This is a genomic window from Bacillus cereus group sp. BfR-BA-01492, from assembly GCF_022662815.1.
Classification (GTDB): Bacteria; Bacillota; Bacilli; order Bacillales; family Bacillaceae_G; genus Bacillus_A; species Bacillus_A cereus_BD.
Map to the genome: position 1 here is coordinate 154,268 of NZ_JAKUEH010000005.1, position 26,699 is coordinate 180,966.

The following is a 26,699-nucleotide window of genomic DNA, read 5'->3' on the forward strand; positions in this document are numbered from 1 at the left end:
ACTCGCGTATAAGGCTGATTTTAAAATATTTTTTCTGTTTTTCATATTTCTATTCGCTCCCTATTAACAGTACTCATAGCACATTACTCTACAAACTATAAGCCATGCCTCTCTAGAATCATTTCAAAAAAGGAAAGATATGTTACATATATCTTTCCCTTAAGAAACGTAAGGCTTAATACACTCTTGACTCAATTAGAATTTATTGTTCTTTAATTAGATACATATGTATCTTTTTTTATGATATCCTCTAACTCTATCCAACTTGTAATACGCGGGATATTTAAATGTTGATTGTAAGAAGCACTTTTTGCATATACTTTAATCGGTTTTCCTATTAAAGTTTCTAAAACAGCCGGCTTATCGTCAAAGAAATAGTCTAATCCTATTTCTTGTATGATTTGTACTTTTTCTTCGTCTTTCATTCCATAATAAAAGCGATCTTCATGTACCGGAAACCCACTGTCCATTAGCCATTTTTTTGTTCGCTCTCCATGCTCTTTAGGCCGCGCAGTTATATAATATACTTCATGCCCCTGTCTTTCTAATTCTTGTAACGTCTCTACTGCATACGGAAACGGTGAACAGGAAGTATAATAAATCTCATTAAGTAGACTGTTCCACATTTGACCACCTTCCTCCGAATTCATGTCAAACGCTTCATGTATTTCAATTGTTTTTAAAGAATGAAATACATCCAATCCTACTTCTTTGTTTAATTTTTTATTGTATAAATGAAAAGCGTGCTGTCTTAAATCAATCAGCGTATCATCAATATCAAATCCAAATTTCATCCTTCATCACTCTTTTCCACGCTTCATATATTTCAACTTCTCGTTATTCACTATCTATACGATATACTGGATAACCAATAAATTTATAGTCTTTTCCAACCTGAGTGAATGTTATATCTTTAAATTCAAGTGCCTCTTGCATTTTAGTAACGCCAGTACCCTCTACAAAGCTAGGTGCCATTCTACCTCCGATCACCTTAGGGGCAAAATATAAGATAAGTTTATCAATTAATTTATTTTCAAAAAACGAAGCATTCACCTCTCCACCGCCTTCAATTAGTAGAGATGAAACCCCTTTTTGTCCTAAACTATCTAGCATTTCATGTAAGTTTATATGCTTTTCCCCACGAGTAACAAACACTTTTACCCCCGCATTTTCTAATGCTTGCTTTTTGGCTACGTCGTGATTATTTGTTGTAAAAATCCACGTAGAGGCTTCACCATCCGTAATAACTTTAGATTCCATGGGAATACGTAATGTAGAATCCAATATTACTCGAATTGGATTGCGTCCATTTGGAATGCGTGTTGTCAATGACGGATTATCTTTTTGTATCGTGTTCGCTCCTACTAAAATAGCCGCATTTTCATTCCGTATTTGATGTACTTCCCGTCTGGCCTCTTCAGATGTGATCCACTTACTATCCGATGTAGAAGTAGCAATTTTCCCATCTAATGTGACTGCAGACTTAATCGTAACAAAAGGGCGCTTTGTCATAATATATTTGTTAAATACTTCGTTCATTTTTTGTGATTCTTCTTCACAAACTCCTACAAGTACCTCAATACCAGCATCTTGCAGAATCTTAATTCCACGTCCAGAGACAAGTGGATTAGGATCAAGTGTTGCAACCACTACTCTCTTGATTCCTGCTCGTACAATTGCTTCTGCACAGGGACCTGTTCTTCCATGATGAGAACAAGGCTCTAAAGTTACATAGATGGTACCACCACGAGCCTCTTCTCCAGCCATACGTATCGCATGTATTTCAGCATGAGGTTCTCCAGCCTTCATATGTGCTCCAATTCCTACAATTCGATTCTCATTTACAATTACAGATCCAACCAGTGGATTTGGAGTAGTTTGTCCCTTCATTGCCTTAGCATTTTCAAGTGCCAACTTCATATAAAATTCATGCTTACCCATGTAAGTGTCCCCCTTCAAAATGGCCAGAACGCTGAATCTTCGTTTGCAAATATTTCTCATTAAATTCTGAGACATCCCCCCATAACGGTTCACGACTCGTAACATTTAATCCAGCTTTTTGTAACGCCTCTAATTTTCTTGGATTATTTGTAATAAGCTTTACAGGTTTTGAGCGTAGTGTTTTTAAGACCTCAATTGTGTCATCGTAATTTCGAACGTCATCTGCAAAACCTAAACTTAAATTAGCTTCTACTGTATCTAGCCCATTTTCTTGCAGGATATAAGTCATCGCTTTACTAAATAAACCAATCCCTCTTCCTTCATGATTGGCTAAATAAAATAGAGCACCCGCACCATGTTCTGTAATCATCTTTAAAGACTGTTTTAATTGGAATCCACAATCACAACGTTTACTGCCAAAGATATCACCTGTGTGACAAATACTATGCATACGAATCAGTGCCTCTTCAGCATCCGCAAAATCACCATACACGAGTACGCTAGATTGTTGCATATCGGCTAAATGAATAGATGGAAGTTTCTCCATAATCCCTTCTACGCCATTCGTCTCTTCATTACATTGTAACCAAGAATACCATTGAAAAATTTTAGTTTCTCCATATAAGTTGATGGGTAATTGAATTGGACCGACTAGATAAATCGCTTTTCCATCTCGATGTATGAATTGAATTTTATCTTCTAACATTTGAATTGTATCTGTTGTAACCATTTAGTACCTCCTAGTATAGAGAATCTTTAACAAAACTCTCTTCCATTTTTCATATTTTCTATCCTTCAACTTACACAATGTAAGTATTTTGGCATGTGATATTCTTTCTTTTATCTCAGTCAGTATATGAAATATGTATAATCACACCTTTAATCGACCTAATAAAAGATTAATCAGTGATATAAATATTTCCCTAATCATTTATCTTTTTGGATGAAATTATAAACAAGAAGGAATTTATTTATTTCCGGATCGAAATTAACGTTCAAACAATTAAATTCTTGATAAAGAAATAGACTTATATTGCCTACTTTGAAAACGAATTTAAATTAAGACCATACCCACGGATTTATATCTGCTTGTTTGTTTGCATAATCGATCTTGGACTTTACTTTTTCAATCCCATCATAGGTAGATGCTGGATATGTTTTAAACCATCCTTTTTCAACTTGAACAAGATCATGCACTTGGAAGGATTGCCCTTCAGTTAATGAAACGAAAACAAGATCCGTTTCCCCTTCTTCTGTCGGAAATTCAACATCTACACCTGCATTTCCATCAGAATCTAGAGGGTATACTTTAGTCACATGTCCGACTACAAAATCTTTATAAACACCCGGTGCTAATGTAATATGCTCAATAGAAGCTGCTGTAACAAAAATGTGAAATGCATTTTGTAACATTGGTCCATCGCTCATGACTCTTACATATTCACCAACATTTACATCTGACTGAAAATCATAATGTACCGTTACAGATTGATTACCTTGTTTAGTCTCTACAACAAAAGAATCATTACTTACTTCAATTACTTTCCCTTCAATTGTAGAATAAACTTCTTGAACTGCGGCACTCACTTTTGTTACTTCTAATCCTGGTAAATTTGTACCTGCCAATGCTGCGAATCCTAGGGCACCAGCTATAATCATTTTTTTCATACCCTACATCTCCATTCTTGTTGTTAGTTGCAAGTTAATATAAAAATTCATATTCATTTACATGTAACTATTATAGTTACATCGATAATGATAATCAATAGAAAAATGAATTTATTTTTAACGTTATAAAATCCTCATATTCAAACTTAAATATATACACCCTAAAAAAGATATTAATTATTGATTTATATTATAATATCCAAAATATGTTACAAACTTCTTTAAAATCAGAAGTCATATTTCGTTCATTCGTATTCTGAAAAGATATCTACTAGGACATACTTATCAATCTCAGAAATTTGAATTTCTATCAGTCCCTCGTGAAGTTACTGACGGATCTACCGAACTTCGACATCCATCGCAACCCAGAGATATTAAATTAATACATGCCGTGGTCCAAAACATCCAAACTTCATGCGGAAAATAAAATAGCCGTATATCCCATAAAAAAATGAATGATACACGGCTATTTGTGATGCGTACCGTAAAGGTGTGCTTGTTTTTTATAATTCAGGCTTACTTCCCTGCCACTACTGGAAGTAAAATAGAACTTTAATCAGTGGATTTCCCTTCCTCTCCTACTAATTAAAAGCCCTAAGCAGGATAAAAACAAAAACAGCCTGTAAGACCACTGAAAACATCCACTTCATAAGAAAAAGGAGTCCATCACCTACTGTATATAGATGATAGACTTCTTTCTATCCTCAGCATTCCGATAAAAATGCAGGCTGTTTCAAAGTAATCCCTTTTTCAGCACCTTCTAAATAGGCTGTTTTCCTTTTTAATTTAAAATTTTACTCTATTTCAAAAGATGATTTCACTCGTTCCTTGTAGTGCGACAAATCTACCGTCCAGCGTATTATTATGATGATTTACAATCTGAGAAGCTGAAAGCACTGGTGTGTCAAATGTACTATGAGCATCTTTTACTAAAACGTTCTCTTTATATCCTAAACTATAAGCACTTCTACATGTTGTATCTACACAAAACTGAGTTTGCATACCTGCGATAATCAATTTTTTAATTTCTAATCCTTGTAATTTGTCTTGTAATGTTGTTTTATAGAAAGCATCTAAAGAAGATTTACGAACAACAATATCTGTTGGGAGAGGCTTAACATCACGATGAATTTCCCATGTTTGTTTTCCTTCATTTAACAGGCTATCTGGACTCGAATCTGTATGTTGTATATAAATAACAGGTATATTAGATTGACGTGCTTTCGTAAGCAAAGAAGAAATATTTTTAAGCACTTCTTGCTCCTTCCATAAAGAACCACCTTCATAAGAAAACATAATATTCTGTACATCTATTAGTAATAACGCAACGTTCTTACTCATTTCCTTCCTCCTATCCTCTTTTTCTTCCATGACTTATGAAATATTTGATTCATTTGTATTCTATTTTTATAATTTCTAATCCTATTTCATTTTGATATACTTCGTTTCTTAAATTTATTTTTTCGTTTTTTTATTATCTGAATTAGATTATTTTCATTTAAAAGAATGTTTCCTTTTAATAAAATAGCTGAATGAAAATGAAATGGCTTTTTGACTTCCCTTTCTATTCCGTACAGAAAGAAATATTTATAATCTTTTAGGACATAGTAAGTATGAGGTGTTATTTATGTTCAAAAAACTAGGAATCCTTTCTCTGCTTTTCTTTTTCTTATCCACACATGCGCTTGCAAATACAAATAAGCAAATTGAAGTATTTGACTGTCAAAAAGAGATGGTCGTTCAAAAACAATCGTTACATGCAGAAATTCAACACAATGCGATCCAATACGCAAAATCCATTACTGGTGCATTTACAAATATAAATGTTGTCCCTAGAAGCGGATATATGATCAAAATCCCTTTAACAAAACCTGCTATCATCACAAATCAATGGATTCATGCAACTATCGACGAAGTACTTGTCCTTCTTCCTAAAAACGAAAAGCCTTATATTATGATTTACGATGACGAAAACAATCCACATTTTTATTATGTAAAAGGACATCCGGAGCTTTTATTAAAACAGTTAAAAGTGAAACGCAATTGAATGAAAGAGATTTCTTCAGGTGGAAGAAATCTCTTTCATTTTTATTGGTCCGGATTATATGGCCTCATTTTAAGCATTTCCACCAAAATTTCAGAAGAATCATTCGCTGCCATTTTCGAAAAGTTTTCATATGACATTGTCGCTTCATCATCTGCGTTATTAGCAATACATCTCATAACAAGAAAACAGTATCCCTCTTTATATATTGCTCACACACTCTCTACATCACCAATCATAAAAAATCTCCGTCATACAAGCTCTTTTCGGCTGTATAATAAGTCGATATAGCCATTCAACCTTTCTCGTTCCATTATTTTACAGTTTGTGATGAAGCATTAATCATTCTCCGATACGAATTGAGTATTATGTTTGCCACTATTACAGTTTACTTTTACAAATAATTGCACCTTATTATCCTCTAAACAATTATACAAGAAATATAAATATTACAATACATCTAAATATTCTTTTTATAAAACCGCAATCATTCGCATTTTTTTAACTGTGATACCATCTTCTATCCTAATTTAATATTTCAAAAGTACAACTAATCATTTTCTATACGTGATGAATTCCAATAAAAATAAAAATTTTTGTAATTATAAAAACTATTTTTTGAAATAATTAGACATTATCGCCACCTCCATTTATATTTAAATTATAGAAAATTTCCAATCTATTATATATTCAAAACGAAAGCGATTTAATTATTTATTTTACACTATGTAGTTATTTAAGTCACTTACTTTCAATTTTATAAAAAGGGGGCTGTATGTAATGGATGAAATTGATAAGAAAATTATTTTACTTTTACAAGAAGATGCTAGAATGACTGTTACTGAGATGACTGAACATTTACATCTTAGTCGACCAAGTATTACAGAAAGGCTGAAACGTTTGCATGATGCAGGAATCATCGAAAAATATACAGCACGAATTTCTCCAGAAGCAGTTGGAAAGCCTATTCAAGCTTTTTTAAGAATTGAAAGTTTAAAAATCCCTTGTAAACATTTCGAAAAAATTATTTATGAGGAACACCAAATTCTCGAATGCCACCGCGTAACTGGTGAAAGTTGTTATTATTTAAAAGTCGCCGTTTGCTCTATGAAAGAATTAGAAGCATTGATTGATATTGTGATTCCTTTCGGTACGGTAAAGACTTCCATGATCTTATCCTCACCCATTCCATATCGACCGATTATTGTAGACGAAAACAAAAAGGATTGATCAAAAGATCAATCCTTTACTCCACTTCATTTAAGAAGAATAACGCTAAAACACCTGGCCCTGTATGCGCTCCAATTGCTGCGCCAATTGTATTTACAACAAATACTTCACAACCAAAACGCTCCTTAATAAGCGTTTTTAATACTTCAGCAGTTTCTAGCTCATCACCATGTATAATGGCAATTGTTTGCTTTTGAAGGTTTTTCCCTCGTTCTTCCATAATATCAACCATGCGGCTTAACATTTTCTTTTTGCCTCTTATTTTTTCAAGTGGTACAAGTTTTCCCTCTTCCACATTTAAAATCGGTTTAATATTTAGCAAACCACCAATAAATCCAGCTACTTTGCTGAGGCGGCCACCTCTAACAAGATATTGTAAATCACCTACAGTAAAGATATGTTCTATATGTGTTATGAAAAAAGCAACCCGCTTTAAAATTTCTTCTTTTGACGCGCCTTCTTTTGCCATTTTAGCAGCTTCTAAGACAACAAGCCCTTGCCCAAGAGATGCACATTTTGTATCAACAATATCTAAGTCGAAATCTGGATACGTTTCTTGTACTTCTTCTTTAATAAGGAGCGAAGATTGGTATGTACCGGAGAGTTCAGATGAAAAAGCTAAATATATACAAGGCGTACCTTCTTTTGCATATGTAGAAAACGTTTCTTGAAATGCTTGTAATGAAGGGAGCGATGTTTTATACGCTGCACCCTCTCTCATTTTTTGTAACAATTGAGTTGATTCTAACGTTACCCCATCTAAATACTCTGTTTCTGCTTCATCAAAGACACGAAGCGGAATTACATGTATATCGTAAGCTTGCAGCACCTCTTTTGGTAAATCTGCCGCACTGTCCGTAATAATTTTTACACCCATTTTTAAACCTCTATTCTTTTTAAGTATACGATAATAAGGACGTTTACCTTTACATATTATATACGTAAAACAAGATTGAAGGAAGAGAAACTATTGTATATTATATGCTCGCAATGTCTACAAATTCACTTTTTAAATATTCTTTCCATTATTTTTATTATTCTTTGTATAATAGAACATATTCATATTTTATGAGGAGGAAATAAGATGGAGATTCGACTTGCACGAAAAGAAGACTTAGACTGGATTAATCATCAATATAAGTCAGTTGGATTTGTTCCTAGTAATCTAACACAAGATCAAGTTGCGATCATCACATACAATGGAAAGCAAGCTGGACTAGGACGTTTAGTTCATATTGATGAGCGCACAATTGAAATGGGCGGTATTTACATACTCCCTACCTATCGAGGCCATCAACTAGCTGGAAAATTAGTTTCTTTTTTAGTTCGAACGGCTAAAGAATCAGAAGTACCACACGTATATTGTATTCCGTTTGAAGAACTTGGTTCGTTCTATAAAAAATATGGATTTCAAGACATCGATATTGAAAAAGAAGATGTGCATCCGACCATTATTGCGAAATATAAATGGTGCCTACAAAAATATGATAAACATGTATTATTATTTAAGTTATAATCCGAAGTCATCATTTTCTTTTATTATACAAGAAAGACAGATTTCGTATGATAATGGCCCATTTAAAAAACGCCACCCATTTTTCAAGTTATTCAACAACATTCTAATGAGCATATTCCGCAATTTTAAAATCTCCTTGAAAGAATCCATTAAGAAAAAATTTTAAACAAATAGAAGGAAACAATTTCATGTTTTCACTAAAAAACGTTATAATAAGCTATAGCCTCTACGACTATGTTATAAAGGAGATTGAAACAATGGCTAAAATTAAAGTATACCAACCAAAAGAAGAACATATGGAAACAGTGAAAGACATTATTGATGTTCAAGAACAAAATCCAACTACTGAACATTTACACACTCTATACACATGTGTATTAAACACGGAAGATATGGCTTTACCTGAATCATATATGGAAGAGGATATCTTAATTGACTCTATGGAAGTAATGGTAAATGCTTCTCAAAATAAATTAAGAGACCTAGGTACATATGATGTAATTGAAATACAAAACAAAAGCAAAAAAACACAAATTCTACTGCTGTCAGACGAAGAATACGAAATTATTGAAGAGTAATTTGTAAAGTACATATGCAAAAGCTCCTTTCTCATCTAGAAAGGGGCTTTTGATATTGTTATTATATGTTATACTTTTCATGTGTATATACGGAATGATATGAATGTTACATAACAATGTGTTCTCCACCAACAGAATCCACTGGGATATTTCTAGAATGCATCCTTGCAGTTGGCGCCGTCATATTCCATTCTTTTAACAGCAGTATACTCTTCTATCTGTCTGCGTGTTTCTTACTCATTGACGGAATGATTCAAACATATTTTGTTTACTGATTAGAACGCAAAGAAAAAAGCTGCCTTTATAAAAAAACAGCTTTTTTTCTTCATTTATCCCGCCATATTATTCATACTATCCTCCGGGGAAAATACAGAGATATGATCTACTTTTCCAGTAGAATTAGGAATCACAAATTTTAATTCAAATTGTTTGTTCACTTTATAAATATATATTTTGTCATCTCCATTTGTCTTAACTGTCGTCGGTTTTCCTAAAGCATTCTCAATATCTTGTAATGTGATTGAACGAAGGTTTGGATGATTGGAGCGAACATCAAAAATTTGAGATCCTTTATTAAAACCAAAGACGACATTCTTCTTCATATATGTTGCATACATTCCTTTACCGGCTGGCTCAGTTTTGTCCGCTTTACCCCATTCTTTTTCTACTTCTTCAATATCTCCCGTGTGCGCCGCGACTGATACATTCGGTACTTTTCCTTGCTTTGCCTGTTCTAATATATTTTTAATTTGGCTCACTGTTTTAAAATTCGTTGATGTGCTTGACGTATCTTGTTTCGTATCCGCTTCTTTCTTTTCCGATTCGCTTGATTGCTTTGTAGTTTCATCTTTCTTTTCATTCGCTTGATTACTTGTATTTTGTTCAGATGTTTCTGTTGGTGGTTTCTGTTCATCCGCACTCTTACAAGCAGTTATTATACATACAAATATGAGGCTGATCATGAGTATAAGAAGCTTTTTCATATATCTCCTCCTCTTTCGTTACATTAATCCTTGTAGCCAATTCATTACACTACTTTTTAAATCTTGTGAGCACCAAAAATTGAGCGCTTTCTCTTCATCTAAGTGTGCTACTAAATCTTCCATGTAAGATGTTCCTAAAAAATAACCGAGTCGATTATAGCCGAAGTAACGTCCTCCCGATAAGCGAAACCATTCTTTTTCTTTCACATCATTCCATCCAGCCATATAATCCTCGAAAAACATCTGTTTTATTTGTACTTCCTTATTCTTATAGCACTCTAGCCATGCTTCACCCTCATTATCATATGCATAATAAACAGATTCCTTTAATCCATGTACGACTTTTTTGATAGATATGTTGCAACTCCTTCACGATACAAACTAACTGCTCCATCTGTCCAACTCACATCATGCCAATCCATGCCACTGCGGTCTAATAAAAACATTATGATATATATGCCCAATTTCATGAGCTACAATCACACGAAGGTGCTCTAACTTAGGCAACAGTTTTTCAGCTGCCAAAAACACTTGACCGATAATTTCTCTACTAACAAATGCATTGGAACCAAAGCCACCCACAAACAAATGAAAATTCAAATGCAGTTCAAAATTAAAACGCAATCTATAGCAATTTATAACATCTTGAATTGCGTCCGGTAATATGTTAGAAACCGTTTCAATATCTTTTAGCTTCTCTGGATATCTCTTAATTGCTTTTGTAAGTCTCTCTACCGTTTTCGGACAATGATACATAAAGTATTCTTCAAACACTGCCTCATGTGCATCATAGTATCGTTTTAAATCATCCACCGTGATTTCACCCGTTTTATATAGATTTAGAAAGGTCGAAATTGTATGATTCACTATCACTGTTTATCGTCTCCCCATCATTTACACGAAATATCCTTTATACACCTTCTCTATTTCGTGAGACTATCCCTTCCTATATAGTGAAACTTCCTAACCGTTCCTAATCTATAGGAAAACTAAAAAACTGCCCCAAAAAGGGCAGTCCGATATGTATTTATGCTTCAATATCTTTACCGTCTTCAACAATATGGTACAGTAAATGTGCTAAATGATGGATTGGGCCATATTCTTCCTCTTCTTCCTCTATTTCTCCTTGGAATTCAAGGTCATTTAAGTATAGTGCTAAAAATTGATAGAATAATTTCAAATCAAATTCAAAGCAAGCACTTGGCTCTTCATGATCTCCTTCATATTGCAGCATTAAGTAATGCTCGTTTCCTTCTGCATCTTCGGCATCAAAGAATACAAAAAAACCAACGTTTGTATCTAAATCAAATAAATGACGTGTTCCATTTTCGGTTGCTTTATTAAAGTCTTCTTCATTTAACTTATGTACTGTTGTTGCTTTTGCATTGTCTTCCTGATGAAAGTTTACTGTAAATGATTTCAATGCTAACACCTCCTGATGATATAACAGTAGCATAACAGATTAAAGACAAGAATACAAAAAGGACTGCTTACAATCTGTAAACAGCCCTAATTTTTTATTTTTTATTTTTTCATTGCCCTTAGTAAAAAGCTGACGATGAAAATTAAAATAATCGCTCCAATTAAGGCTGGAATAATCGCAAATCCTCCGATAACAGGACCAAATCTACCAAGAATCGCCGTTCCAACCCACGAACCGATAATACCTGCAACGATATTGCCAATGACTCCGCCAGGTACATCTCTTCCTGTAATCAAACTTGCAAGCCATCCTAAAATACCGCCGACAATTAAAGACCATATAAATGCCATATCATTTCCTCCTTCTTTTATACAATAAAAGTAACACTAATCATTGCTTACTATTAGTTATGCTACTTTTTTCTTAAGTTATACTGCTATACAACAAATCAATACGATGACTGTATCCTTCCATCACGTGTAATCATTTCATAATGACATAGAAAAGATTCTTACAAATACAAAAGCGCACTTTTGTTTTTACTTTAAAGAAGATTTAGCAAAGCGGATACTGAATATAAATGAGACGGAAGCAGTAAGCTATAAAGAAATAATGCGGCATGTTTTAGAACTAAATTGCAATTACTTACATATTTGAGAAATAAGGGGGGATTAAAAATTTTTCCCTCTTTTTAAAGCAAAGCCCTTTCTACTCGTGCAAGGAGAGCTTCTTTTTTTCAGCCGTATCGTAAACGGTCCCTTTATTTTGTTATATCCTTATTAGATGCAGAGCTCAAAATAATTTAAAGCAATCGATTTAGCTACATAAAGATTATAGAATGTACATGCTAAAGAAGTTCATTATATACGAACGATGAAAATAAAACGACCATATAGTATTTGGGAGTAACACTAGTCAAGAACAATCTGGTTTTAACATTGTACTCATAAATTCTCTTTTAAATGCTTGATAACGAAAATTCATCGCAATCCTCTGAACTGGCCGATTATCAAATCTTGTTTGCTCAGCTGTCTTTCTAAAGTCTGCTACACTTTGTCCACGTGTCTCATCATTTGTTGTACTAATCCAGACGGCAGACTTTCGATATTCAAAAATAGTATCTTTTCGCAGTGCAATAAATGGAAGTAAATCATGAATTGGGCTGCCACCGATTCCAGGGTATTGCTTTTTATAATAATTTTCATAGTAAAAATCAATCATTGGTTTAATGAGCTTTGCTTGTCCTGTTCCCTTATCGCCAATAAAATTTACCATTTCAGGAGTAATAATGGCCCGCTGCGTCACATTTAATGGATAAATACTTGCGTTTTTCGCGTACTTCATCACAATATTTGTTGCAATGGGATCACCATAAAAATTTGCTTCTGATACAGGTGTAACATTACCGGGGCATAAAAACGCACCACCCATAATATAATACGCATGTACGCAATCCATTACTTCAGGATACAACAGAAATAATGTTGCGAGAGCTGTTAAACGCCCTGTTGCTACAATGATAATATCTTCTGGGCACGGTTCGATTAACTTGATAATCTCATAAAAGTTTTCTCTTTTCATCCCTCTTGTTTTTGGAGGAATAATTGATCCCAAACCGTGTTCGCCATGAATTTCTGGAAAGAACAGAGGATCTTCTGCCGTCATTGGCCTACTGGCTCCTTTTATAATTTTTATCTTTGTAGCATAGTATCTCTCTAAAAAATAAACATTTTCAGTCACAACTTCCCTTGAAACATTTCCGTAATCAGCAACAATTCCAATAATATCAAGACGACACGTCTTATCTGCATAGATTAACGATACTGCATCATCAATACCAAAGTCTCCAAAAAAGATGATTTTCTTATTCACTGCCCTCACCCCTCTTCTGCATATTCTAATACCATTATTATGCAAAAAAGACAAGGCGGTGAAACCGTGAGAAGCAAAAAAGTCACCTATTTATTGGTGACTTCCTTCTTTTTATAAGATAAATATGCTAATACACTTTTACTTGTATTGTATTTTGGATTATTTCCTTTACGTGGTTCTCTTATATGCGTTTTTTCAAATCCAGGAATTTCAGGCATTCTCTCCAAAAATTCAACAATTTCTTGTTCATTTCCTTCCACTCGTACACGAATCATTGTTATAACTACTCCTAGCTTTCTTTTTTACTTTCATAAGTATAACGTACTTACTAAGGAGCGCAACAGGTTTATCTTTTTAATGTAGTATTTTAGGGACACATAAAAAGCGCCATTTCACAATGAAATGATTTTACTTTATGATTGTGAAAGTGAATTTGGAAATACTCCTTCACTTCATTCGAAGCTTTCATCATACATTCTGTTAGTTTTGGGTGTGGTACATCCACCATGTCACACCAACAGTCAAATTGAAATTATTTTTCAAATGTATAACAGGACAGAATTTATTTTATTTTTTATTTAAAATCTATTTATATGAATGTATAATTGTTAAAGGAGGTGCAAAAATGAAAATAGGATGGAATATAAATGCTATGCCGCAACATACAAAGATTACTCCTTTGAATATTGCACAAAACGAGAAACAGCATGTCGCTATTTCGGAAAAAGAAAATATGCAAGATGATGGAATTAAATTTGATATTCGATCATCCGAAAAAACAACACAACAAGCTAAACATAAGTTTACAGAATTAGACTTATGGAGCACGTTAAAAGATAAAGGTGTTCCGATGTGGATCATTTTAGAAATTCTAAAAAAATTCCACAAAGAAAAAGAACAAGAAACAACTAGCGCAACCCAAAATACTTCTAATGCCTTTGAAGCTGTAAATGAAACAAGGTTAAATGAAGTCATGTAGCATTTACTCTGTTAAGAACCTTACCTTTTGGTGGGTTCTTTTTCTTTGCTTAATGCACGAAAAGTATATCTTCTTCTTTTTGCACATACATGCTCATGGGTTCACAATAGGATTGAACAACTAATGGGAATGAAAATTGAAATAATTTCGTTAATACCGTTTCTTCATACAAATGAATAATCTGTTTTATTTCTGTAAAGTGATCCAAAATCACTGTTATGTAGGATGCAAATTCTATATCCTTACTTACCCCTATCTCTTTTAATAATTCTGTACATAATAAAGAACGACGATAAATGAAACGAGGAAAATAATAGGTGTAAATCAATTCATAACATTTTTCTTTAATCTTCTCTTCGAATGTAACGTAGTACATTCTAGTTCCAAAACGAAATTCACCTTTTATTTCCCCGTTATACTCTCTTAAGAAATCTTCTACTTTCTCATATGTATACTCTTCATGTGATTGATTCATTTCAACTAAAGATCCGCCAGCATTCATTATAAATTTAGGGGTAAACATGTAATAAAACACAATCCAAAAACATAATCTCACTACTATTTCCTCTTCCTTCTCCTGTAAAAACTGCTTAAATATTTTTTGAAAAAACTGTTCTATCATACTCCATCACCTCCATTCTTAGTTTATGTTTATTCCTATTTATTTTCCAATTAGTAAAAACTCTTTTTGTACTAGATAAAATTGTATTTTCGCTATAGAAAAAATGGAATTTGTGCTATTAAACAGAAAATATAGACGCTGCGTCACAAAATAGAAAATCGCACTTGTATCATTCGATCTCTTTGCATTTGGCATTGTCACTTCTTCTCTATTATGTCGCGAAGTGAAAGTGAAAAAAGCCACCATGAATGCTTCTAAAAGTAATATTTCAAACCTTTCTATTTAGAGAAAAAACAATATACAAATACGTAAAATATTTTTTCTTTTTTATATAGTCATTCATACCAATATTTTCATCCTCCTCAAAAAATGATAAAATAGATTCACGTGTTTTCAGAATAATAAAATAGTAGAAATTTTAAAACGAGAACACAGTTTTAGGAGGGGTTTTAATGACGTATACGTTAGCAACGAGAATGAAAGCATTTCAATCTTCCATATTTAGTGAATTAGCAGCTTATAAAAAAGAAAAGATCGCAGCAGGTCAGAAAATGATTGATTTAAGTATCGGAAACCCGGATATGCCCCCTGCGGATTTCGTAAGAGAGGCTATGGTACATACAGCAAACAAAAAAGAAAACTACGGTTATACTTTGACAGGAATTGAAGACTTTCATCAGGCGGTAACGGAATACTATCATGCGAGTCACAATGTCATATTAGATCCTGATCGCGAAGTGTTGTTATTAATGGGATCTCAAGATGGATTAGTACACTTACCTATGGTCTTTGCGAATCCTGGAGATTTTATTTTAGTTCCTGACCCTGGATATACAGCTTATGAGACAGGAATACAAATGGCTGGTGCCACTCCATATTTCATGCCGTTAAAGAAAGAAAATGACTTTTTACCTAATTTACAAGAGATTCCTGAAGAAATTGCCAAAAAAGCAAAAATGATGATATTAAACTTCCCAGGAAATCCTGTTCCAGCAATGGCGCACGAAGATTTCTTTCAAGAAGTAATCGCATTTTCTAAAAAGCATCATATCATTGTTGTTCATGACTTTGCTTACGCTGAATTTTATTACGATAATCAAAAACCAATTAGCTTTTTATCTGTTCCTGGTGCAAAAGAAGTAGGTGTAGAAATTAATTCCCTATCCAAAAGTTATAGTTTAGCAGGAAGCCGCATCGGATATATGATTGGAAATGAAGAGATTGTGAGAGCTCTTACTCAATTTAAATCCAATACGGATTACGGTGTTTTTTTACCCATTCAAAAAGCTGCCGCGGTTGCTTTACGCCAAGGAGCGGAATTTTGTGCGAAAAATCGAATTATCTATCAAGAGCGCCGCAATACTTTAATTGAAGGTTTTGCTTCTTTTGGCTGGAATATTGAGAAACCTGCTGGCAGCATGTTTGTATGGGCAGAAATACCAGATGGCTGGACCTCTTTACAGTTCGCATATGCGTTAATGGACCGTGCAAATGTTGTCGTAACTCCTGGTCATGCTTTTGGACCACATGGTGAAGGCTTTGTCCGCATCGCACTCGTCCAAGATCAAGCGGTTCTACAACAAGCCGTTGAAAATATTAAAAATAGCGGAATTTTCTCTTCGAAAAAAGAAATTACACTTGTTAAAAATTAATATCAACTCTCCTGCTGCCTCATAGTAGGAGAGATCCTTTTAATGGAGGTTTAAATATGAAAGGTACGCTCCCCCACCGCTATCCATTCTTAATGATTGATAACATTGTAGATATAAAAGAGGGACAATCTGTCAAAGGCTACAAATATATTACCCATAACGAATGGTTTATTTCTGAAACGCAAAATAGTATGCCCCACATGTTAATTGTAGAGGCACTTGCTCAGCTTCGTGCATTTGTTGATACAAGTGACTCTAATGGATTAGGTTTTCTTTCATCATTAGACGGTGTACAGTTTCACGGAAAAGCATTCCCTGATAATACGGTTATATTACATTATGAAGTAGTACGAAATCGCCGAGGCTTTATGCTTGGTAAAGGTACAGCAACTGTGGACGATCAATTGATTGTTACAGTTAAAAAACTATTAATCTATAAAGCTTAACAACAATAATCTGAAATACATAAGAAGGGGTAAAGAAATGGAACGTGTTGTCGGTATTGACGCTGGAGGAACATTAACAAAAATTGCTTACTTTGAAAGAAATAAGACAATATCTTTTAAGAAATTTTATTCTTATGAGCAAGAAAACATTAAAAAGTGGCTTCATCAAAACGAAACGATTACGAAGTTATGTATAACAGGTGGAAAAGCTGAACAATTACAAACATTACTTGCGAATCAGTATGAAACGATATATGTAAATGAATTTGAAGCTACTCTCCAAGGTGTGCGGTTTCTTTTAAAAAAAGAAACTCTCTCTATAAACAATTTTGTTTTAACAAATATCGGCACAGGTACTTCAATTCACTACATTCATGATAAACAATATGTTCGCGCAGGAGGAACTGGCGTTGGCGGTGGTACAATCATGGGGCTAGCAAAATTATTAACAAATATAGAAAGTTTTGATCAAGTGCTCTATCACGCAAAACAAGGGGGCAGAAACACTCTTGATATAACAGTGGGAGATATTTATAATGGCATTCTCTCACCTATTGATCATCATTTAACAGCTAGTAATTTTGGAAAAGCAGCGATGACAGACTTAAACTACGCTCATTCAGATTTGCTCGCCACCCTGCAAGGTCTCGTTGGCGAAGTCGTTACCGCATTAAGCCTTCAATTTGCTGAGACAAAAAACATGAATACTATTGTTTATATCGGCTCTACCTTATCTAACAATACACAGCTACAAAACATTATTGAAAATTACACAAAGTACCAAAATAAACGGCCTATTTTCTTACAAGATCACGGTTATAGCGGTGCAATTGGTGCCTTGCTTAGCGTACAAATGAAAAAAAGCTGACTTATGCCAGCTTTTTTTAACTTTCAAGCTCATATTTATTTTGTGAAACAGATTGTAAAAATGGATTCATTTCCCCTTTATTATAAATCATTAATTCATGCATCGCGCGTGTACACACCGTGTAAAATAATTTTCGTTCATTTTCTCGTTTATACTGTGATGCATCGTAAATGATAACCGCATCGAATTCTACTCCTTTTGATAAATAGGATGAAATCACAAGAATACCAGTATCAAACGAACTCGTTTCCTTCTGAATAAGGCGAACGTTTGGAAGCTGTTGTAGGCGATTATAGACTACTTTGCTTTCTTCTGTTGTTTTACAAATAACCGCAATTGTTCGATGCCCTTTCTTCTTTAAATCATCTATTCCTTTTGCAATTTGCTTATCATGTTCTTCTCCCTTTTTCCCTTCAATTATTACTGGCTTGCGTCCATCTCGTTCAAATGGCTCAATTTCTTCGTTATGCGGAATAAACTGTTTTGCAAATTCAATAATTTGTTTTGTAGATCGGTAGCTGCGTTTCAACACAATTTTTTCACTGCGCTCTTCATCATATAAATCATTTAATTGTGAAAATAAATGATTTGTTGCTTGTTCATAAATAGTTTGATTAAAATCACCAAGTATTGTCATTTTTGCATGTGGAAATATACGTTTTAAAAACGCATATTGAAATGCCGAATAGTCCTGTGCTTCATCAATAAATATATGTTGTACAGTCGTATTTCTTTGCAGTTCTTGTATTTGATCTTTCATGTATAAGTACGGCGTTGCATCTTCATACGGCATATAAAAATGCTTCACTTTCTCCACTGTTTGTTTGCATATTGCCCACCAGTTCTTTGGTAGTTCTTCGCGATCTACAAATTGAGTTACATAGTTAGGGTCTTGAAATAATTGTATATATAGCGCTTTCGTATGAATAAATTGTAACTTTTTTATCCGTCTTCGAAGCGGTTTGAAATGTTCTTTCACGACCATAGCCGCTAACATACTTTGTTCCCTTTCAAATTCATCCAATGTATCATCAGAATATATCTCTTCCTTCTGCAGTTGTTGATGAACTTTTAAATATGTTTCTTTATCTAATAACTGTATTTCTTCCTCTACCCATAGCTTTTTTCTTTCTACTTTTTCTTTTTTCCTTAGTTCCTTTAATAACCACTCAGAAATCAGTTTGATTCGATTTGGAATACGTATTGCCGAATCAAATTCATAAAACTTCTCTTTTATTTGCTCTTTTGAAATCATAACTTTCCCTTTAAACTTAATATCTTTAAATCGCATGCCTTCTTGTTTTAGAAATGCGATATACCGATCCATTGCAGTAATAAATTGTGAACTGGCTTTATATTTTATCCCTTCTAACCGAGCCTTGTAATTTTCATCTTCTATTTTTGTTAATACATACTCCATTTGCGTAAATGGATCTTCTACTTCAAATTCTCTTTCAATATGATTCTCCAAATATTTTTGAAATGTCGTTTGTTTCATATTATCTTCCCCAAGCTCTGGCAAAACAGTGGAAACATAACTATTGAACATCGCATTTGGAGAAAAGAGGACAATCTGATTCGCATGTAATGTATCGCGATAGCGATATAACAAATATGCGATGCGCTGTAATGCTGCTGATGTTTTTCCACTTCCAGCTGCACCTTGTACAATAAGTAAACGACTTGTTTCATTTCGAATGATTTGATTTTGTTCCTTTTGTATAGTCGATACAATACTTTTCATTTGTGTATTCGCATGATTCCCAAGTACTTCTTGCAGCATCGTATCACCAATAGTAACCGCTGTATCAAACATACTCCGAATCTTACCATCACGAATAACATATTGACGTTTTAAAGTCATCTCTCCAGAAATCGTTTCATGAGGTGCACTATACTTCGCTCTTCCTAACGAATAATCATAGTACAAACTAGAAATAGGCGCCCGCCAATCATAAACGAGGAACTGCTCTGTACTTTCATCATAAAATGAATGAATCCCTAGATATATACACTCTTTCTTTTCTTCACCATCTTCTATAAAATCAATCCGTCCAAAATATGGTGACTGCTGTAATCGTTGTAATCCTTTTAGTTGACTCGATATATGACGATGGCTTTGCTCTCGTTCTGATAATAATTCCGCTTGTTGCTTTATACTCGCCGCTGTTTCTACAGCTTCTTCCATATTATCAACATTCACTGTTACATCATCCCAAAAATGTTTGCGTATTTGAACAACATCTTTTGTTACTGTACTTACATATTGCTCTAACGAATCTATACGCGTTCTAATTTTGCTTACGACCTCATCCACGCGCTGCTGCTCTTGCTTCCATTCTTGCTTTGTTTTCTCCATATCGCCACTCCTTATCAACCATTCTCCTGCTCATCGTTTCGTACGATATAAATTTTCAACAAAAAGTTTGACAATCACTCATCACTTTTGATATAATTATATTGGATAATTATTGATTCTTTTAAAAATAAACAATAAGCGTTTTTCCATTTTAACACATATATACAAAAAATCAATAAAAAGTATGTCGGATCCTTGAGATATAAGTCAATAAGATGAATAAGAGACTTCTACCAAAAATCAGAGCTGTCTTTTATCCATTTTTGATTTTTCTAGATGTTGTGAAATGTATATCCAATACAAAACGTTAATCTATTATCTAAAAATGATTAGAAGAGCATGTTTCATAGATGGATTTCACGCAGGTTGTTATACCTAGATTGCTTGCAAATAACGAAGGGTTCAATTAGAAAGTATAGGCAAGTTGATATCTACGTTTAGCTCTTAATTACAAAGTGACTTTCCCACCATGATAACAATAGTAAGTTTCAGCTTTAAGATTTTTAATCTTTTTCAAGGACTGTTGTGCTTTCTCAATATTTAAACAAAATTGTGGATTCGCAATGATTAATTCATCATCCTCATTAACAGCTGCATCACCTGTAATTACACTTTTTAAACTTGGAAAATACAATGAAATATGCCCTGAAGTATGCCCAGGTGTTGCTACTACTCTACATTTATTATCTAGAATCATATCGCCATCATGTACCTTTTCATCAATTGAAACATGCTTCAAATTCTTTAATTGTTGTTCAAACCATTTACCAAATTCGATTTCTTTCATTGTCATATTTTCAAGCATTTCCTCAGCTTGAACCAATCTCTCTGACTTTATTTCACCACTAATGTATTTTGATTCACTTTCACTAGCTATAATGTTAATCCAAGGATACTTTTCTTTGAAATCATAAAGGGAGCCTATATGATCATCATCATAGTGCGTAATGATTATATTCTTTAAATCCTTCACTTCGTATCCATTTTTTAAAATTTCGTTTTCGATTAAAGGTATGAAATTTGCATACCCTGTATCGACCAAAGTTAGTTCATTATTCAATATAATTAAGCTAGGATAAATGTAATTTTTTTGCCCCTTAAATTCAAATTCAATTGGTAGCTCTATTATCTTCATTTTCCCCTCCATACTGCACGTTTGTAAAACGTGCGATAACCAAATATTCTATACATCTACTATATATGATATAGAAAAATATGACATACACCCTTTCATATTCTTAGTTTAAACAATTTTATTGTTGTTCATGAACACTTTCTACATTTTATTATTTGGTCCTGATGCAAGAAATCTTACCCAACTTGTTTCTTCCTCCCTTTTATAAAACCATTATAAAATGAGAAATCCAGATAAGGTGAACCTTTAATCAATGGTAGTTTTCTCCATCCCCTACTGATTATGAACCCTCACCAATCAGGCTGTCCATTAGGGATAAATCGCATTCCAGAATCCCACCTCAAAATTCGAATAGCTTCCCAACCGATGAAAGTTCCGTGTTACAAAGCGGTTCTCCTCTTCAATTCCCTTATAATCCATTTTTTATCATCCCCTTCGAAATATACACATTTTCACCAAAATTAAAAATTTTCATTTTTTTGTTTACTTTTATCTATTTATTGTATATACTTACTAGCGTAGGAAAAATATTCTAAAAGGAGGTCGAATGAAATGTCAAAATTACAATTACATGTTATTGCATCTGTTTTTCAATTTCATAACCATTCGACCAACCTAATGGAGAATTAAAAATCGCCTTTTATTTTTAACTCATACATTCGCCACAGGAGGTCGTATACTTTCCTGTGGCTTTTTCGCGCCCAGCCATAGGAGTACAATATCTTCCTGTGGCTTTTTTGTGCGATTTTTAGTCTCTTACATTATTTTTTAAAGAAAGGAGCAACATTTGATGACTTTTCGCGTATTGTTTTTAAGTATTACGATTCAAAAAACTACGACTTCTGAAGCTGATCTAGCTCATAATGAGCAGATTGAAAAAGCGATGAATGAAATCAAAGAGCGTCAAACACTTTATTGTGATCATCTATAATTCCTTTTCGAAAGGAGGAATTCGTTCACCTATGACCTTTCATATTTTCTTTTTTACAATTACCCTTCAGAAAAAAACATTGTCTGAAGAAGAGATTTTACGAAAACAACAGTTAAAACAAACGATGGAGGAAATAACCGATCGTAGAAGTTTGTACTATACTCAAATGTATTAAATTGAAAAGGGGCCATCTCTAATGAAATTTAAAGTATTCTTTTTAACCATTATCATACAAAAAAATAAGCTCTCAGAATCTGAATTGTTTCATGAACAACAAATTCATAAGGCAGTCAATGATGTAAAAATACGACAAAGCCTTTACTGTAGTCGCTTATAAATTCTTTTAGGATGGAGGAATTCAAATATGAAATTTAAAGTATTCTTTTTAACGATTTCAATTCAAAAGAGACCTTTATCTGAAGCAGAAGTAAAGCAAGAACAACAATATAAAAAAACTGTTGAGGAAATTCGTAACCGCCGAAGTACCTATTGCAGATTCTTATAAAAAATCATATAAACTTATAAAGAAAGGAGCGAGTTAAGATGTTCATAGCACGTTTTGAAAAAATGATTTGGATTATAGAGAGGGATTCCACTTAGCCAAAAAACACACCTTTACACACAGTAGACTTATCAACCTAAAACAATGGAATTAAATATATAAAAATTCCATAATAAATATAGCTTTTTTCATCGATACAAAAAAGATACACCTCCTTTCTCCTTTCCTTCATTAGAGGTGTATCTTCCTTACTTTACTCTATTTCCGACTACTCCGTTTTGTCTTAAATAATCTCACTAAATTAGAAACGACTGTTTTTGTAACCGCATAAGCTGGCACAGCTAAAATCATTCCAATAATTCCAGCGAAGTTCCCTACTCCTAAGATTAATACGATAACTGTCAAAGGATGAATATTTAACTTTGAACTCATAATACGCGGTGAAATAATGTTACTTTCAAATTGTTGAACAATCGTTACGATCAATATTACCCAGACAGCTTGCATTGGCGATACAAATAATCCAACAATAACAGCGGGCGCCGCTCCAATAAATGGCCCTAAGTTTGGAATAATGTTTGTAAATGCCGCTATGATTCCTAAAATGAATGCATACGGCAATCCAATAATTAAATATCCGATAAATGTAAATGCTCCTACAAATAAACAAACAAGTGCTTGTCCTTGTATATATGCAGATAAAGTTTCATTTGTTTCTTTTATAATACGCAGTCCTTCTTCACGGTACGATTCTGGCAAAAAGCTAACAGCCTTTCCAGGAAAAGCATGTCCATCTTTGAACATGTAAAACAGGATAAATGGTACAGTAAATATAACTAACGCGACATTTGTAATGATACCGAATAAAGCCGTTGCACTCGACGTAATCGTATTTGGTATATCTTTCAAATATTCCACTGCATTTTTTTCAATTGTTTCAATAGAAATGTAATCTTGTGTAGTTAGCCATTCAAATAGCCTATGATGAGATAGTTCTTGTATGTATATTTTTCCCTCTTTAATGTAATTTGGTAAGTTTTTCACTAATTCCATTAGCTGTTGGGAAACGGTCGGAACAACTACACCAATTGCCACTGCAGTTAATGTAATAATAAAAACATACAATAGTAAAATTGCTAAATTTCTAGGAACTTTTTGATTCTCTAAAAATACTAATACAGGATTGAATATAAAATATAGAAACAAAGCAATTAAGATTGGGAAAAATAAAGTTGAAATAAATATGCCAATTGGTTGAAATAGAAACGATATTTTTGTGCAAATAAATATAATTCCTACAACCATTAGCACTTCCAATGTCCAAAAGTGCACTTTCGATTTCAAAAAAATGGCCTCCTTTAAACTAGCACCTCTCCTCATTGTACCAAACTAAGCGTGAATTTCACATAATATTTTTAATTACAATATTCCAAAATACCATCAAATACACTACAATGAAATTAGATTACATACAAATTTGTAGATAAAGGTGATAAATATGGCGCAATGTATCATTTGCCGAAAAGAAACGAAAGAACTTAGTGAGCAACACGTCATTCCAGAGATATTATGTGGATATTATTTCACAAATTCAGTTTGTGATTCCTGCCATGAACATCTTACAATACATGTTGATCGCCCATTAATTAGACATAAACTTAGCCAATATAAAATTGAACAAATGAAGCAACAAATTGACTCTCCCCTTTACATAAATGAATATGGTCAAGAATTAGCTGCGGCGGAAACAGATGTTGCCGAGACAAAAGATGAAATTCATTATTCTAACTCTCTTATTATGAAACTATGTAAAAAACACGATATTTCACTACATAATGAAATTTGGAAAGAAGAACGTGTTACAAAAGTAGCCAGCTCCATTCAACGTGAATTACTTTTGGATAATCGAAAATATAAAATGAGTATTTTAAAAATGGCTTACACTTTCGCTGTTCAAGCAATAGATGGCTATTTTGATGACCCGGATGCAATTGAAATTTCCACCATTCTATCCAACGCAGACTTCTTTGAATTAAAGGAAAAAAGTATTGTGCGTGACTTAAGTAAAAGCTCGCTATGGAATACATTAAATACAAAAAGTGATAATCACTACTTTATTTTATTAAGTGATAAAGACGGTTTATTCTGTTTCATCCGTCTATTTAATATTTTTGATGTTGTTGTTCATCTTTCTCAAAAAGCGTATAATCTTCCTTCTCCAATTGTTGGTGTGAATGATGTTCAAAACCAATCATTCTACATAGAAAGTTTAAAAGAATACATGAATCATTTATTTAGAGAAAAAAGACCATCTACGCATATTTCATCATAAGTATTCAAAACTAGAACATACGATCTCCTTTCTTGATAAAAAGACACTATGTTATAATGAGTATGAAAAGAACAATACAATCACATAAAACAATAAAAATTGTATATAAATAAAAAAGACTAGTGTGCGGCTACACACTAGTCCACGTAACTTGACAGATTGGATTGTTCATTTATCCTATTTGTTTCTTATGAATATAACAACCCATATTCTATTGGCATAGATGGGTTGTTATTTTTTGAGCTTGTCAATTAAAACGACAACGAACGTCAGCAATGCAACGAGAAATAATCCACCTTGCAGTAGCAACGTAATCTCGCTCACGAATTATCACCCCCCTTCTATGTGGAGAAGTGATAATTGAACACCCAACCATACCATAAGTTACCTTTTTATTTTATCATATTTTTTCGAATTTTACGATAAAAACCGGCGAGATAGCAGCTTGCCGGTTTGTTTTTATTACTCTATTATTTCTTTTCTAATGCATAGGCATCCGCAATCATTTCTCCAACAATTTTATCTTTCTCATTTTTGGATACCGGTAAAAGTGGAAATAGCAGTTCAGCTACTTGATACGCTTCTTCTAAATGTGGATAACCGGATAAAATAAATGTATCTATACCTAGTTCTTCATACTCTCTTATTCTTTTTGCCACTGTATGTGGATCTCCAACAAGAGCTGTTCCAGCGCCTCCCCGTACTAATCCAATACCAGCCCATAAATTCGGGCTAATCTCCAAGGCTTCTCTCGCTCCTTTATTTAAACGTGTCATACGTTTTTGTCCAACTGAATCATAACGTGCAAATGTTTTTTGAGCCAATTCAATTGTGGCATCATCTACATATTGAATAAATCGTTCCGCATCTTTCCAAGCTTCTTCTTCTGTCTCTCTTACAATAACATGTAATCGAATGCCGAAGCGAACTGTACGTCCTTTTGCTTCTGCCAATTTTTTTACTTCTTTTATTTTTTGTTCTACTTGCGCCGGTGGTTCTCCCCATGTTAAATATATATCACAATGTTCTGCTGCTACAGCTTTCCCGGCATCTGATGATCCACCAAAGTAAATCGGCGGATGCGGGGATTGAACAGGCGGAAACACAACTTTACTGTCTTTTACTTGAATGTGTTCTCCCTCTAAAGAGACTTGTTCTCCTTGCAAAACTGATTTCCAAACCTTTAAAAACTCATCTGTAGCATCATACCTTGCATCATGATCTAAAAATAGACCATCTCCCTGTAGTTCAACTGGATCTCCTCCCGCTACAACATTAATAAGAAGACGTCCAGATGAAATCCGATCAAATGTCGACGCCATTCTCGCTGCAACTGTTGGTGACATAATCCCTGGCCTTACCGCAACTAAAAAACGTAATTTTTCCGTTTCAGCAGCAAGTGCTGAAGCTAATACCCAAGGGTCTTCACATCCTTGTCCCGTAGGAAGTAATACACCGCTATATCCTAAATAATCAGCTGCTTGTGCAACTTGCTTATAATATCCGTACTCAGCAGCTCTCCCTCTTTTTGTCGTACCTAAATACCTGCCATCACCATAAGCTGGAATAAACCATAATATTTCCATTTCTTCATACACCCCTTTTTCGTTTTACGTTC

Annotated in this window: 32 protein-coding genes and 2 pseudogenes; 13 read left to right on the forward strand and 21 right to left on the reverse strand. The window is 33.7% G+C overall.

All coding sequences use genetic code 11. The features are described 5' to 3' along the window. Window positions 1-212: 212 nt before the first annotated feature. The 5 genes from MR063_RS09095 to MR063_RS09115 all read right to left on the reverse strand — a co-directional run bounded on the left by MR063_RS09095 (window position 213) and on the right by MR063_RS09115 (window position 4,950). Window positions 213-794, reverse strand: a complete 582-nt coding sequence (locus tag MR063_RS09095; protein ID WP_242196662.1) for a 5' nucleotidase, NT5C type — start codon at window positions 792-794, stop codon at window positions 213-215. 43 nt (window positions 795-837) lie between these two features. After that, window positions 838-1,941, reverse strand: coding sequence for a bifunctional diaminohydroxyphosphoribosylaminopyrimidine deaminase/5-amino-6-(5-phosphoribosylamino)uracil reductase RibD (gene ribD, locus MR063_RS09100; RefSeq protein ID WP_242196665.1), 1,104 nt, complete (start codon window positions 1,939-1,941; stop codon window positions 838-840). Further along, on the reverse strand, window positions 1,934-2,671 hold the full coding sequence (locus MR063_RS09105; RefSeq protein ID WP_242196668.1) for a GTP cyclohydrolase II: 738 nt from the start codon (window positions 2,669-2,671) through the stop codon (window positions 1,934-1,936). Before MR063_RS09105 ends, ribD begins: the two co-directional genes overlap by 8 nt. Window positions 2,672-3,000: 329 nt before the next feature. Then, window positions 3,001-3,609 carry a hypothetical protein gene (locus MR063_RS09110; protein WP_242196671.1) on the reverse strand — a complete coding sequence of 203 codons (609 nt, stop codon included), beginning with the start codon at window positions 3,607-3,609 and terminating at the stop codon, window positions 3,001-3,003. Window positions 3,610-4,413: 804 nt separating this feature from the next. Next, entirely contained in the window at window positions 4,414-4,950 is a 537-nt protein-coding gene (locus MR063_RS09115; protein ID WP_242196674.1) for a cysteine hydrolase family protein, read from the reverse strand. Between the two features lie 286 nt (window positions 4,951-5,236). Between MR063_RS09115 and MR063_RS09120 the strand changes: the two genes are divergently transcribed. Further along, window positions 5,237-5,656, forward strand: a complete 420-nt coding sequence (locus tag MR063_RS09120; protein ID WP_242196677.1) for a hypothetical protein — start codon at window positions 5,237-5,239, stop codon at window positions 5,654-5,656. Between the two features lie 41 nt (window positions 5,657-5,697). On the opposite strand, the gene MR063_RS21790 is transcribed toward MR063_RS09120, so the two are convergent. Next, window positions 5,698-5,832 carry a hypothetical protein gene (locus MR063_RS21790; RefSeq protein WP_277927821.1) on the reverse strand — a complete coding sequence of 45 codons (135 nt, stop codon included), beginning with the start codon at window positions 5,830-5,832 and terminating at the stop codon, window positions 5,698-5,700. Window positions 5,833-6,433: 601 nt separating this feature from the next. Here MR063_RS21790 and MR063_RS09125 point away from each other — a divergent pair. Next, entirely contained in the window at window positions 6,434-6,883 is a 450-nt protein-coding gene (locus MR063_RS09125) for an Lrp/AsnC family transcriptional regulator (RefSeq protein WP_242196680.1), read from the forward strand. A 16-nt stretch (window positions 6,884-6,899) separates the two neighbouring features. Here MR063_RS09125 and MR063_RS09130 read toward each other — a convergent pair whose 3' ends face one another. Beyond that, on the reverse strand, window positions 6,900-7,760 hold the full coding sequence (locus tag MR063_RS09130) for a DegV family protein (RefSeq protein WP_242196683.1): 861 nt from the start codon (window positions 7,758-7,760) through the stop codon (window positions 6,900-6,902). A 207-nt stretch (window positions 7,761-7,967) separates the two neighbouring features. Here MR063_RS09130 and MR063_RS09135 point away from each other — a divergent pair, with 207 nt between their 5' ends. Together MR063_RS09135 and MR063_RS09140 are read left to right on the forward strand one after the other, a co-directional pair. Further along, window positions 7,968-8,399 carry a GNAT family N-acetyltransferase gene (locus MR063_RS09135; protein ID WP_242196687.1) on the forward strand — a complete coding sequence of 144 codons (432 nt, stop codon included), beginning with the start codon at window positions 7,968-7,970 and terminating at the stop codon, window positions 8,397-8,399. Window positions 8,400-8,656: 257 nt separating this feature from the next. Beyond that, the gene (locus tag MR063_RS09140; protein WP_242196690.1) at window positions 8,657-8,977 is read left to right on the forward strand and encodes a hypothetical protein; all 321 of its coding nucleotides are present in this window, start codon (window positions 8,657-8,659) and stop codon (window positions 8,975-8,977) included. 329 nt (window positions 8,978-9,306) lie between these two features. Here MR063_RS09140 and MR063_RS09145 read toward each other — a convergent pair whose 3' ends face one another. The 7 genes and pseudogenes from MR063_RS09145 to MR063_RS09175 form a co-directional block, all read right to left on the reverse strand. Beyond that, window positions 9,307-9,960, reverse strand: a complete 654-nt coding sequence (locus tag MR063_RS09145) for a YjgB family protein (RefSeq protein ID WP_242196693.1) — start codon at window positions 9,958-9,960, stop codon at window positions 9,307-9,309. An 18-nt stretch (window positions 9,961-9,978) separates the two neighbouring features. Further along, window positions 9,979-10,830: pseudogene (locus MR063_RS09150) on the reverse strand (aminopeptidase). Between the two features lie 157 nt (window positions 10,831-10,987). Further along, a complete protein-coding gene (locus MR063_RS09155; RefSeq protein WP_242196696.1) occupies window positions 10,988-11,383 on the reverse strand; it encodes a cytosolic protein in 396 nt (131 codons plus the stop codon). A 101-nt stretch (window positions 11,384-11,484) separates the two neighbouring features. Then, window positions 11,485-11,733, reverse strand: a complete 249-nt coding sequence (locus MR063_RS09160; RefSeq protein ID WP_242196699.1) for a GlsB/YeaQ/YmgE family stress response membrane protein — start codon at window positions 11,731-11,733, stop codon at window positions 11,485-11,487. A 565-nt stretch (window positions 11,734-12,298) separates the two neighbouring features. Then, entirely contained in the window at window positions 12,299-13,264 is a 966-nt protein-coding gene (locus tag MR063_RS09165) for a nucleoside hydrolase (protein WP_242196701.1), read from the reverse strand. Between the two features lie 77 nt (window positions 13,265-13,341). Further along, window positions 13,342-13,530: a DUF3970 family protein gene (locus tag MR063_RS09170; RefSeq protein ID WP_012094450.1), complete on the reverse strand. Its 189-nt coding sequence runs from the start codon at window positions 13,528-13,530 to the stop codon at window positions 13,342-13,344. 92 nt (window positions 13,531-13,622) lie between these two features. Further along, window positions 13,623-13,811 (reverse strand): annotated as a pseudogene (locus tag MR063_RS09175) (class I SAM-dependent methyltransferase); the annotation flags it as partial. Between the two features lie 69 nt (window positions 13,812-13,880). Between MR063_RS09175 and MR063_RS09180 the strand changes: the two are divergent. Continuing rightward, a complete protein-coding gene (locus tag MR063_RS09180; protein WP_242196704.1) occupies window positions 13,881-14,234 on the forward strand; it encodes a DUF3914 domain-containing protein in 354 nt (117 codons plus the stop codon). Window positions 14,235-14,283: 49 nt separating this feature from the next. Here MR063_RS09180 and MR063_RS09185 read toward each other — a convergent pair whose 3' ends face one another. Both MR063_RS09185 and MR063_RS09190 read right to left on the reverse strand, forming a co-directional pair. Then, window positions 14,284-14,856 (reverse strand): hypothetical protein, encoded by a 573-nt coding sequence (locus tag MR063_RS09185; protein ID WP_242196707.1) that lies wholly within the window; start codon window positions 14,854-14,856, stop codon window positions 14,284-14,286. A 39-nt stretch (window positions 14,857-14,895) separates the two neighbouring features. Beyond that, on the reverse strand, window positions 14,896-15,102 hold the full coding sequence (locus MR063_RS09190; RefSeq protein WP_242196710.1) for a hypothetical protein: 207 nt from the start codon (window positions 15,100-15,102) through the stop codon (window positions 14,896-14,898). A 206-nt stretch (window positions 15,103-15,308) separates the two neighbouring features. On the opposite strand from MR063_RS09190, the gene MR063_RS09195 reads away from it, so the two are divergent. From MR063_RS09195 to coaW, 3 genes are read left to right on the forward strand one after another with little or no spacing between them, the layout of a single operon-like run. Beyond that, window positions 15,309-16,508, forward strand: coding sequence for an LL-diaminopimelate aminotransferase (locus tag MR063_RS09195; protein WP_242196713.1), 1,200 nt, complete (start codon window positions 15,309-15,311; stop codon window positions 16,506-16,508). A gap of 56 nt (window positions 16,509-16,564) precedes the next feature. Then, on the forward strand, window positions 16,565-16,954 hold the full coding sequence (locus tag MR063_RS09200; RefSeq protein WP_242196716.1) for a 3-hydroxyacyl-ACP dehydratase FabZ family protein: 390 nt from the start codon (window positions 16,565-16,567) through the stop codon (window positions 16,952-16,954). Window positions 16,955-16,991: 37 nt separating this feature from the next. Continuing rightward, window positions 16,992-17,822 (forward strand): type II pantothenate kinase, encoded by an 831-nt coding sequence (gene coaW, locus MR063_RS09205; protein WP_242196719.1) that lies wholly within the window; start codon window positions 16,992-16,994, stop codon window positions 17,820-17,822. 16 nt (window positions 17,823-17,838) lie between these two features. On the opposite strand, the gene helD is transcribed toward coaW, so the two are convergent. Then, a complete protein-coding gene (helD, locus tag MR063_RS09210; RefSeq protein ID WP_242196724.1) occupies window positions 17,839-20,181 on the reverse strand; it encodes an RNA polymerase recycling motor HelD in 2,343 nt (780 codons plus the stop codon). 448 nt (window positions 20,182-20,629) lie between these two features. Continuing rightward, window positions 20,630-21,316 carry an MBL fold metallo-hydrolase gene (locus MR063_RS09215; RefSeq protein WP_242196726.1) on the reverse strand — a complete coding sequence of 229 codons (687 nt, stop codon included), beginning with the start codon at window positions 21,314-21,316 and terminating at the stop codon, window positions 20,630-20,632. A 790-nt stretch (window positions 21,317-22,106) separates the two neighbouring features. Between MR063_RS09215 and MR063_RS09220 the strand changes: the two genes are divergently transcribed. Genes MR063_RS09220 through MR063_RS09235 form a run of 4 tightly spaced genes read left to right on the forward strand, consistent with a single transcriptional unit; the run spans window position 22,107 to window position 22,752 of the window. Beyond that, window positions 22,107-22,247 carry a YrzI family small protein gene (locus tag MR063_RS09220; protein ID WP_242196729.1) on the forward strand — a complete coding sequence of 47 codons (141 nt, stop codon included), beginning with the start codon at window positions 22,107-22,109 and terminating at the stop codon, window positions 22,245-22,247. 31 nt (window positions 22,248-22,278) lie between these two features. Continuing rightward, window positions 22,279-22,422 (forward strand): YrzI family small protein, encoded by a 144-nt coding sequence (locus tag MR063_RS09225; protein ID WP_242196732.1) that lies wholly within the window; start codon window positions 22,279-22,281, stop codon window positions 22,420-22,422. 21 nt (window positions 22,423-22,443) lie between these two features. Further along, on the forward strand, window positions 22,444-22,584 hold the full coding sequence (locus tag MR063_RS09230; protein ID WP_242196734.1) for a YrzI family small protein: 141 nt from the start codon (window positions 22,444-22,446) through the stop codon (window positions 22,582-22,584). Between the two features lie 27 nt (window positions 22,585-22,611). After that, complete coding sequence (locus MR063_RS09235; RefSeq protein WP_242196736.1) at window positions 22,612-22,752, forward strand: YrzI family small protein; 141 nt, start codon at window positions 22,612-22,614, stop codon at window positions 22,750-22,752. 255 nt (window positions 22,753-23,007) lie between these two features. On the opposite strand, the gene MR063_RS09240 is transcribed toward MR063_RS09235, so the two are convergent. Further along, window positions 23,008-24,093, reverse strand: coding sequence for an AI-2E family transporter (locus MR063_RS09240; protein WP_242196739.1), 1,086 nt, complete (start codon window positions 24,091-24,093; stop codon window positions 23,008-23,010). 154 nt (window positions 24,094-24,247) lie between these two features. On the opposite strand from MR063_RS09240, the gene MR063_RS09245 reads away from it, so the two are divergent. Further along, window positions 24,248-25,081, forward strand: coding sequence for an HNH endonuclease (locus MR063_RS09245; RefSeq protein WP_242196742.1), 834 nt, complete (start codon window positions 24,248-24,250; stop codon window positions 25,079-25,081). Window positions 25,082-25,312: 231 nt separating this feature from the next. On the opposite strand, the gene MR063_RS09250 is transcribed toward MR063_RS09245, so the two are convergent. Beyond that, the gene (locus MR063_RS09250) at window positions 25,313-25,405 is read right to left on the reverse strand and encodes a putative holin-like toxin (RefSeq protein WP_087095017.1); all 93 of its coding nucleotides are present in this window, start codon (window positions 25,403-25,405) and stop codon (window positions 25,313-25,315) included. Window positions 25,406-25,551: 146 nt separating this feature from the next. Beyond that, window positions 25,552-26,667 (reverse strand): FMNH2-dependent alkanesulfonate monooxygenase, encoded by a 1,116-nt coding sequence (ssuD, locus tag MR063_RS09255; protein ID WP_242196745.1) that lies wholly within the window; start codon window positions 26,665-26,667, stop codon window positions 25,552-25,554. Window positions 26,668-26,699: the final 32 nt, after the last annotated feature.

What these genes read in the sequence shown, in the direction of transcription:
- MR063_RS09170 (WP_012094450.1), bottom strand. Translation starts at nt 13,530, where the DNA reads ATGATTCGTGTACGAGTGGAAGGAAATGAACAAGAAATTGTTGAATTT.
- MR063_RS09145 (WP_242196693.1), bottom strand. Translation starts at nt 9,960, where the DNA reads ATGAAAAAGCTTCTTATACTCATGATCAGCCTCATATTTGTATGTATA.
- MR063_RS09195 (WP_242196713.1), top strand. Translation starts at nt 15,309, where the DNA reads ATGACGTATACGTTAGCAACGAGAATGAAAGCATTTCAATCTTCCATA.
- ribD (WP_242196665.1), bottom strand. Translation starts at nt 1,941, where the DNA reads ATGGGTAAGCATGAATTTTATATGAAGTTGGCACTTGAAAATGCTAAG.
- MR063_RS09225 (WP_242196732.1), top strand. Translation starts at nt 22,279, where the DNA reads ATGACCTTTCATATTTTCTTTTTTACAATTACCCTTCAGAAAAAAACA.
- MR063_RS09220 (WP_242196729.1), top strand. Translation starts at nt 22,107, where the DNA reads ATGACTTTTCGCGTATTGTTTTTAAGTATTACGATTCAAAAAACTACG.
- MR063_RS09215 (WP_242196726.1), bottom strand. Translation starts at nt 21,316, where the DNA reads ATGAAGATAATAGAGCTACCAATTGAATTTGAATTTAAGGGGCAAAAA.
- MR063_RS09120 (WP_242196677.1), top strand. Translation starts at nt 5,237, where the DNA reads ATGTTCAAAAAACTAGGAATCCTTTCTCTGCTTTTCTTTTTCTTATCC.
- MR063_RS09180 (WP_242196704.1), top strand. Translation starts at nt 13,881, where the DNA reads ATGAAAATAGGATGGAATATAAATGCTATGCCGCAACATACAAAGATT.
- MR063_RS09160 (WP_242196699.1), bottom strand. Translation starts at nt 11,733, where the DNA reads ATGGCATTTATATGGTCTTTAATTGTCGGCGGTATTTTAGGATGGCTT.
- MR063_RS09130 (WP_242196683.1), bottom strand. Translation starts at nt 7,760, where the DNA reads ATGGGTGTAAAAATTATTACGGACAGTGCGGCAGATTTACCAAAAGAG.
- MR063_RS09115 (WP_242196674.1), bottom strand. Translation starts at nt 4,950, where the DNA reads ATGAGTAAGAACGTTGCGTTATTACTAATAGATGTACAGAATATTATG.
- helD (WP_242196724.1), bottom strand. Translation starts at nt 20,181, where the DNA reads ATGGAGAAAACAAAGCAAGAATGGAAGCAAGAGCAGCAGCGCGTGGAT.
- MR063_RS21790 (WP_277927821.1), bottom strand. Translation starts at nt 5,832, where the DNA reads ATGAGATGTATTGCTAATAACGCAGATGATGAAGCGACAATGTCATAT.
- MR063_RS09245 (WP_242196742.1), top strand. Translation starts at nt 24,248, where the DNA reads ATGGCGCAATGTATCATTTGCCGAAAAGAAACGAAAGAACTTAGTGAG.
- MR063_RS09190 (WP_242196710.1), bottom strand. Translation starts at nt 15,102, where the DNA reads ATGGTGGCTTTTTTCACTTTCACTTCGCGACATAATAGAGAAGAAGTG.
- ssuD (WP_242196745.1), bottom strand. Translation starts at nt 26,667, where the DNA reads ATGGAAATATTATGGTTTATTCCAGCTTATGGTGATGGCAGGTATTTA.
- MR063_RS09105 (WP_242196668.1), bottom strand. Translation starts at nt 2,671, where the DNA reads ATGGTTACAACAGATACAATTCAAATGTTAGAAGATAAAATTCAATTC.
- coaW (WP_242196719.1), top strand. Translation starts at nt 16,992, where the DNA reads ATGGAACGTGTTGTCGGTATTGACGCTGGAGGAACATTAACAAAAATT.
- MR063_RS09125 (WP_242196680.1), top strand. Translation starts at nt 6,434, where the DNA reads ATGGATGAAATTGATAAGAAAATTATTTTACTTTTACAAGAAGATGCT.
- MR063_RS09200 (WP_242196716.1), top strand. Translation starts at nt 16,565, where the DNA reads ATGAAAGGTACGCTCCCCCACCGCTATCCATTCTTAATGATTGATAAC.
- MR063_RS09185 (WP_242196707.1), bottom strand. Translation starts at nt 14,856, where the DNA reads ATGATAGAACAGTTTTTTCAAAAAATATTTAAGCAGTTTTTACAGGAG.
- MR063_RS09095 (WP_242196662.1), bottom strand. Translation starts at nt 794, where the DNA reads ATGAAATTTGGATTTGATATTGATGATACGCTGATTGATTTAAGACAG.
- MR063_RS09235 (WP_242196736.1), top strand. Translation starts at nt 22,612, where the DNA reads ATGAAATTTAAAGTATTCTTTTTAACGATTTCAATTCAAAAGAGACCT.
- MR063_RS09230 (WP_242196734.1), top strand. Translation starts at nt 22,444, where the DNA reads ATGAAATTTAAAGTATTCTTTTTAACCATTATCATACAAAAAAATAAG.
- MR063_RS09140 (WP_242196690.1), top strand. Translation starts at nt 8,657, where the DNA reads ATGGCTAAAATTAAAGTATACCAACCAAAAGAAGAACATATGGAAACA.
- MR063_RS09110 (WP_242196671.1), bottom strand. Translation starts at nt 3,609, where the DNA reads ATGAAAAAAATGATTATAGCTGGTGCCCTAGGATTCGCAGCATTGGCA.
- MR063_RS09135 (WP_242196687.1), top strand. Translation starts at nt 7,968, where the DNA reads ATGGAGATTCGACTTGCACGAAAAGAAGACTTAGACTGGATTAATCAT.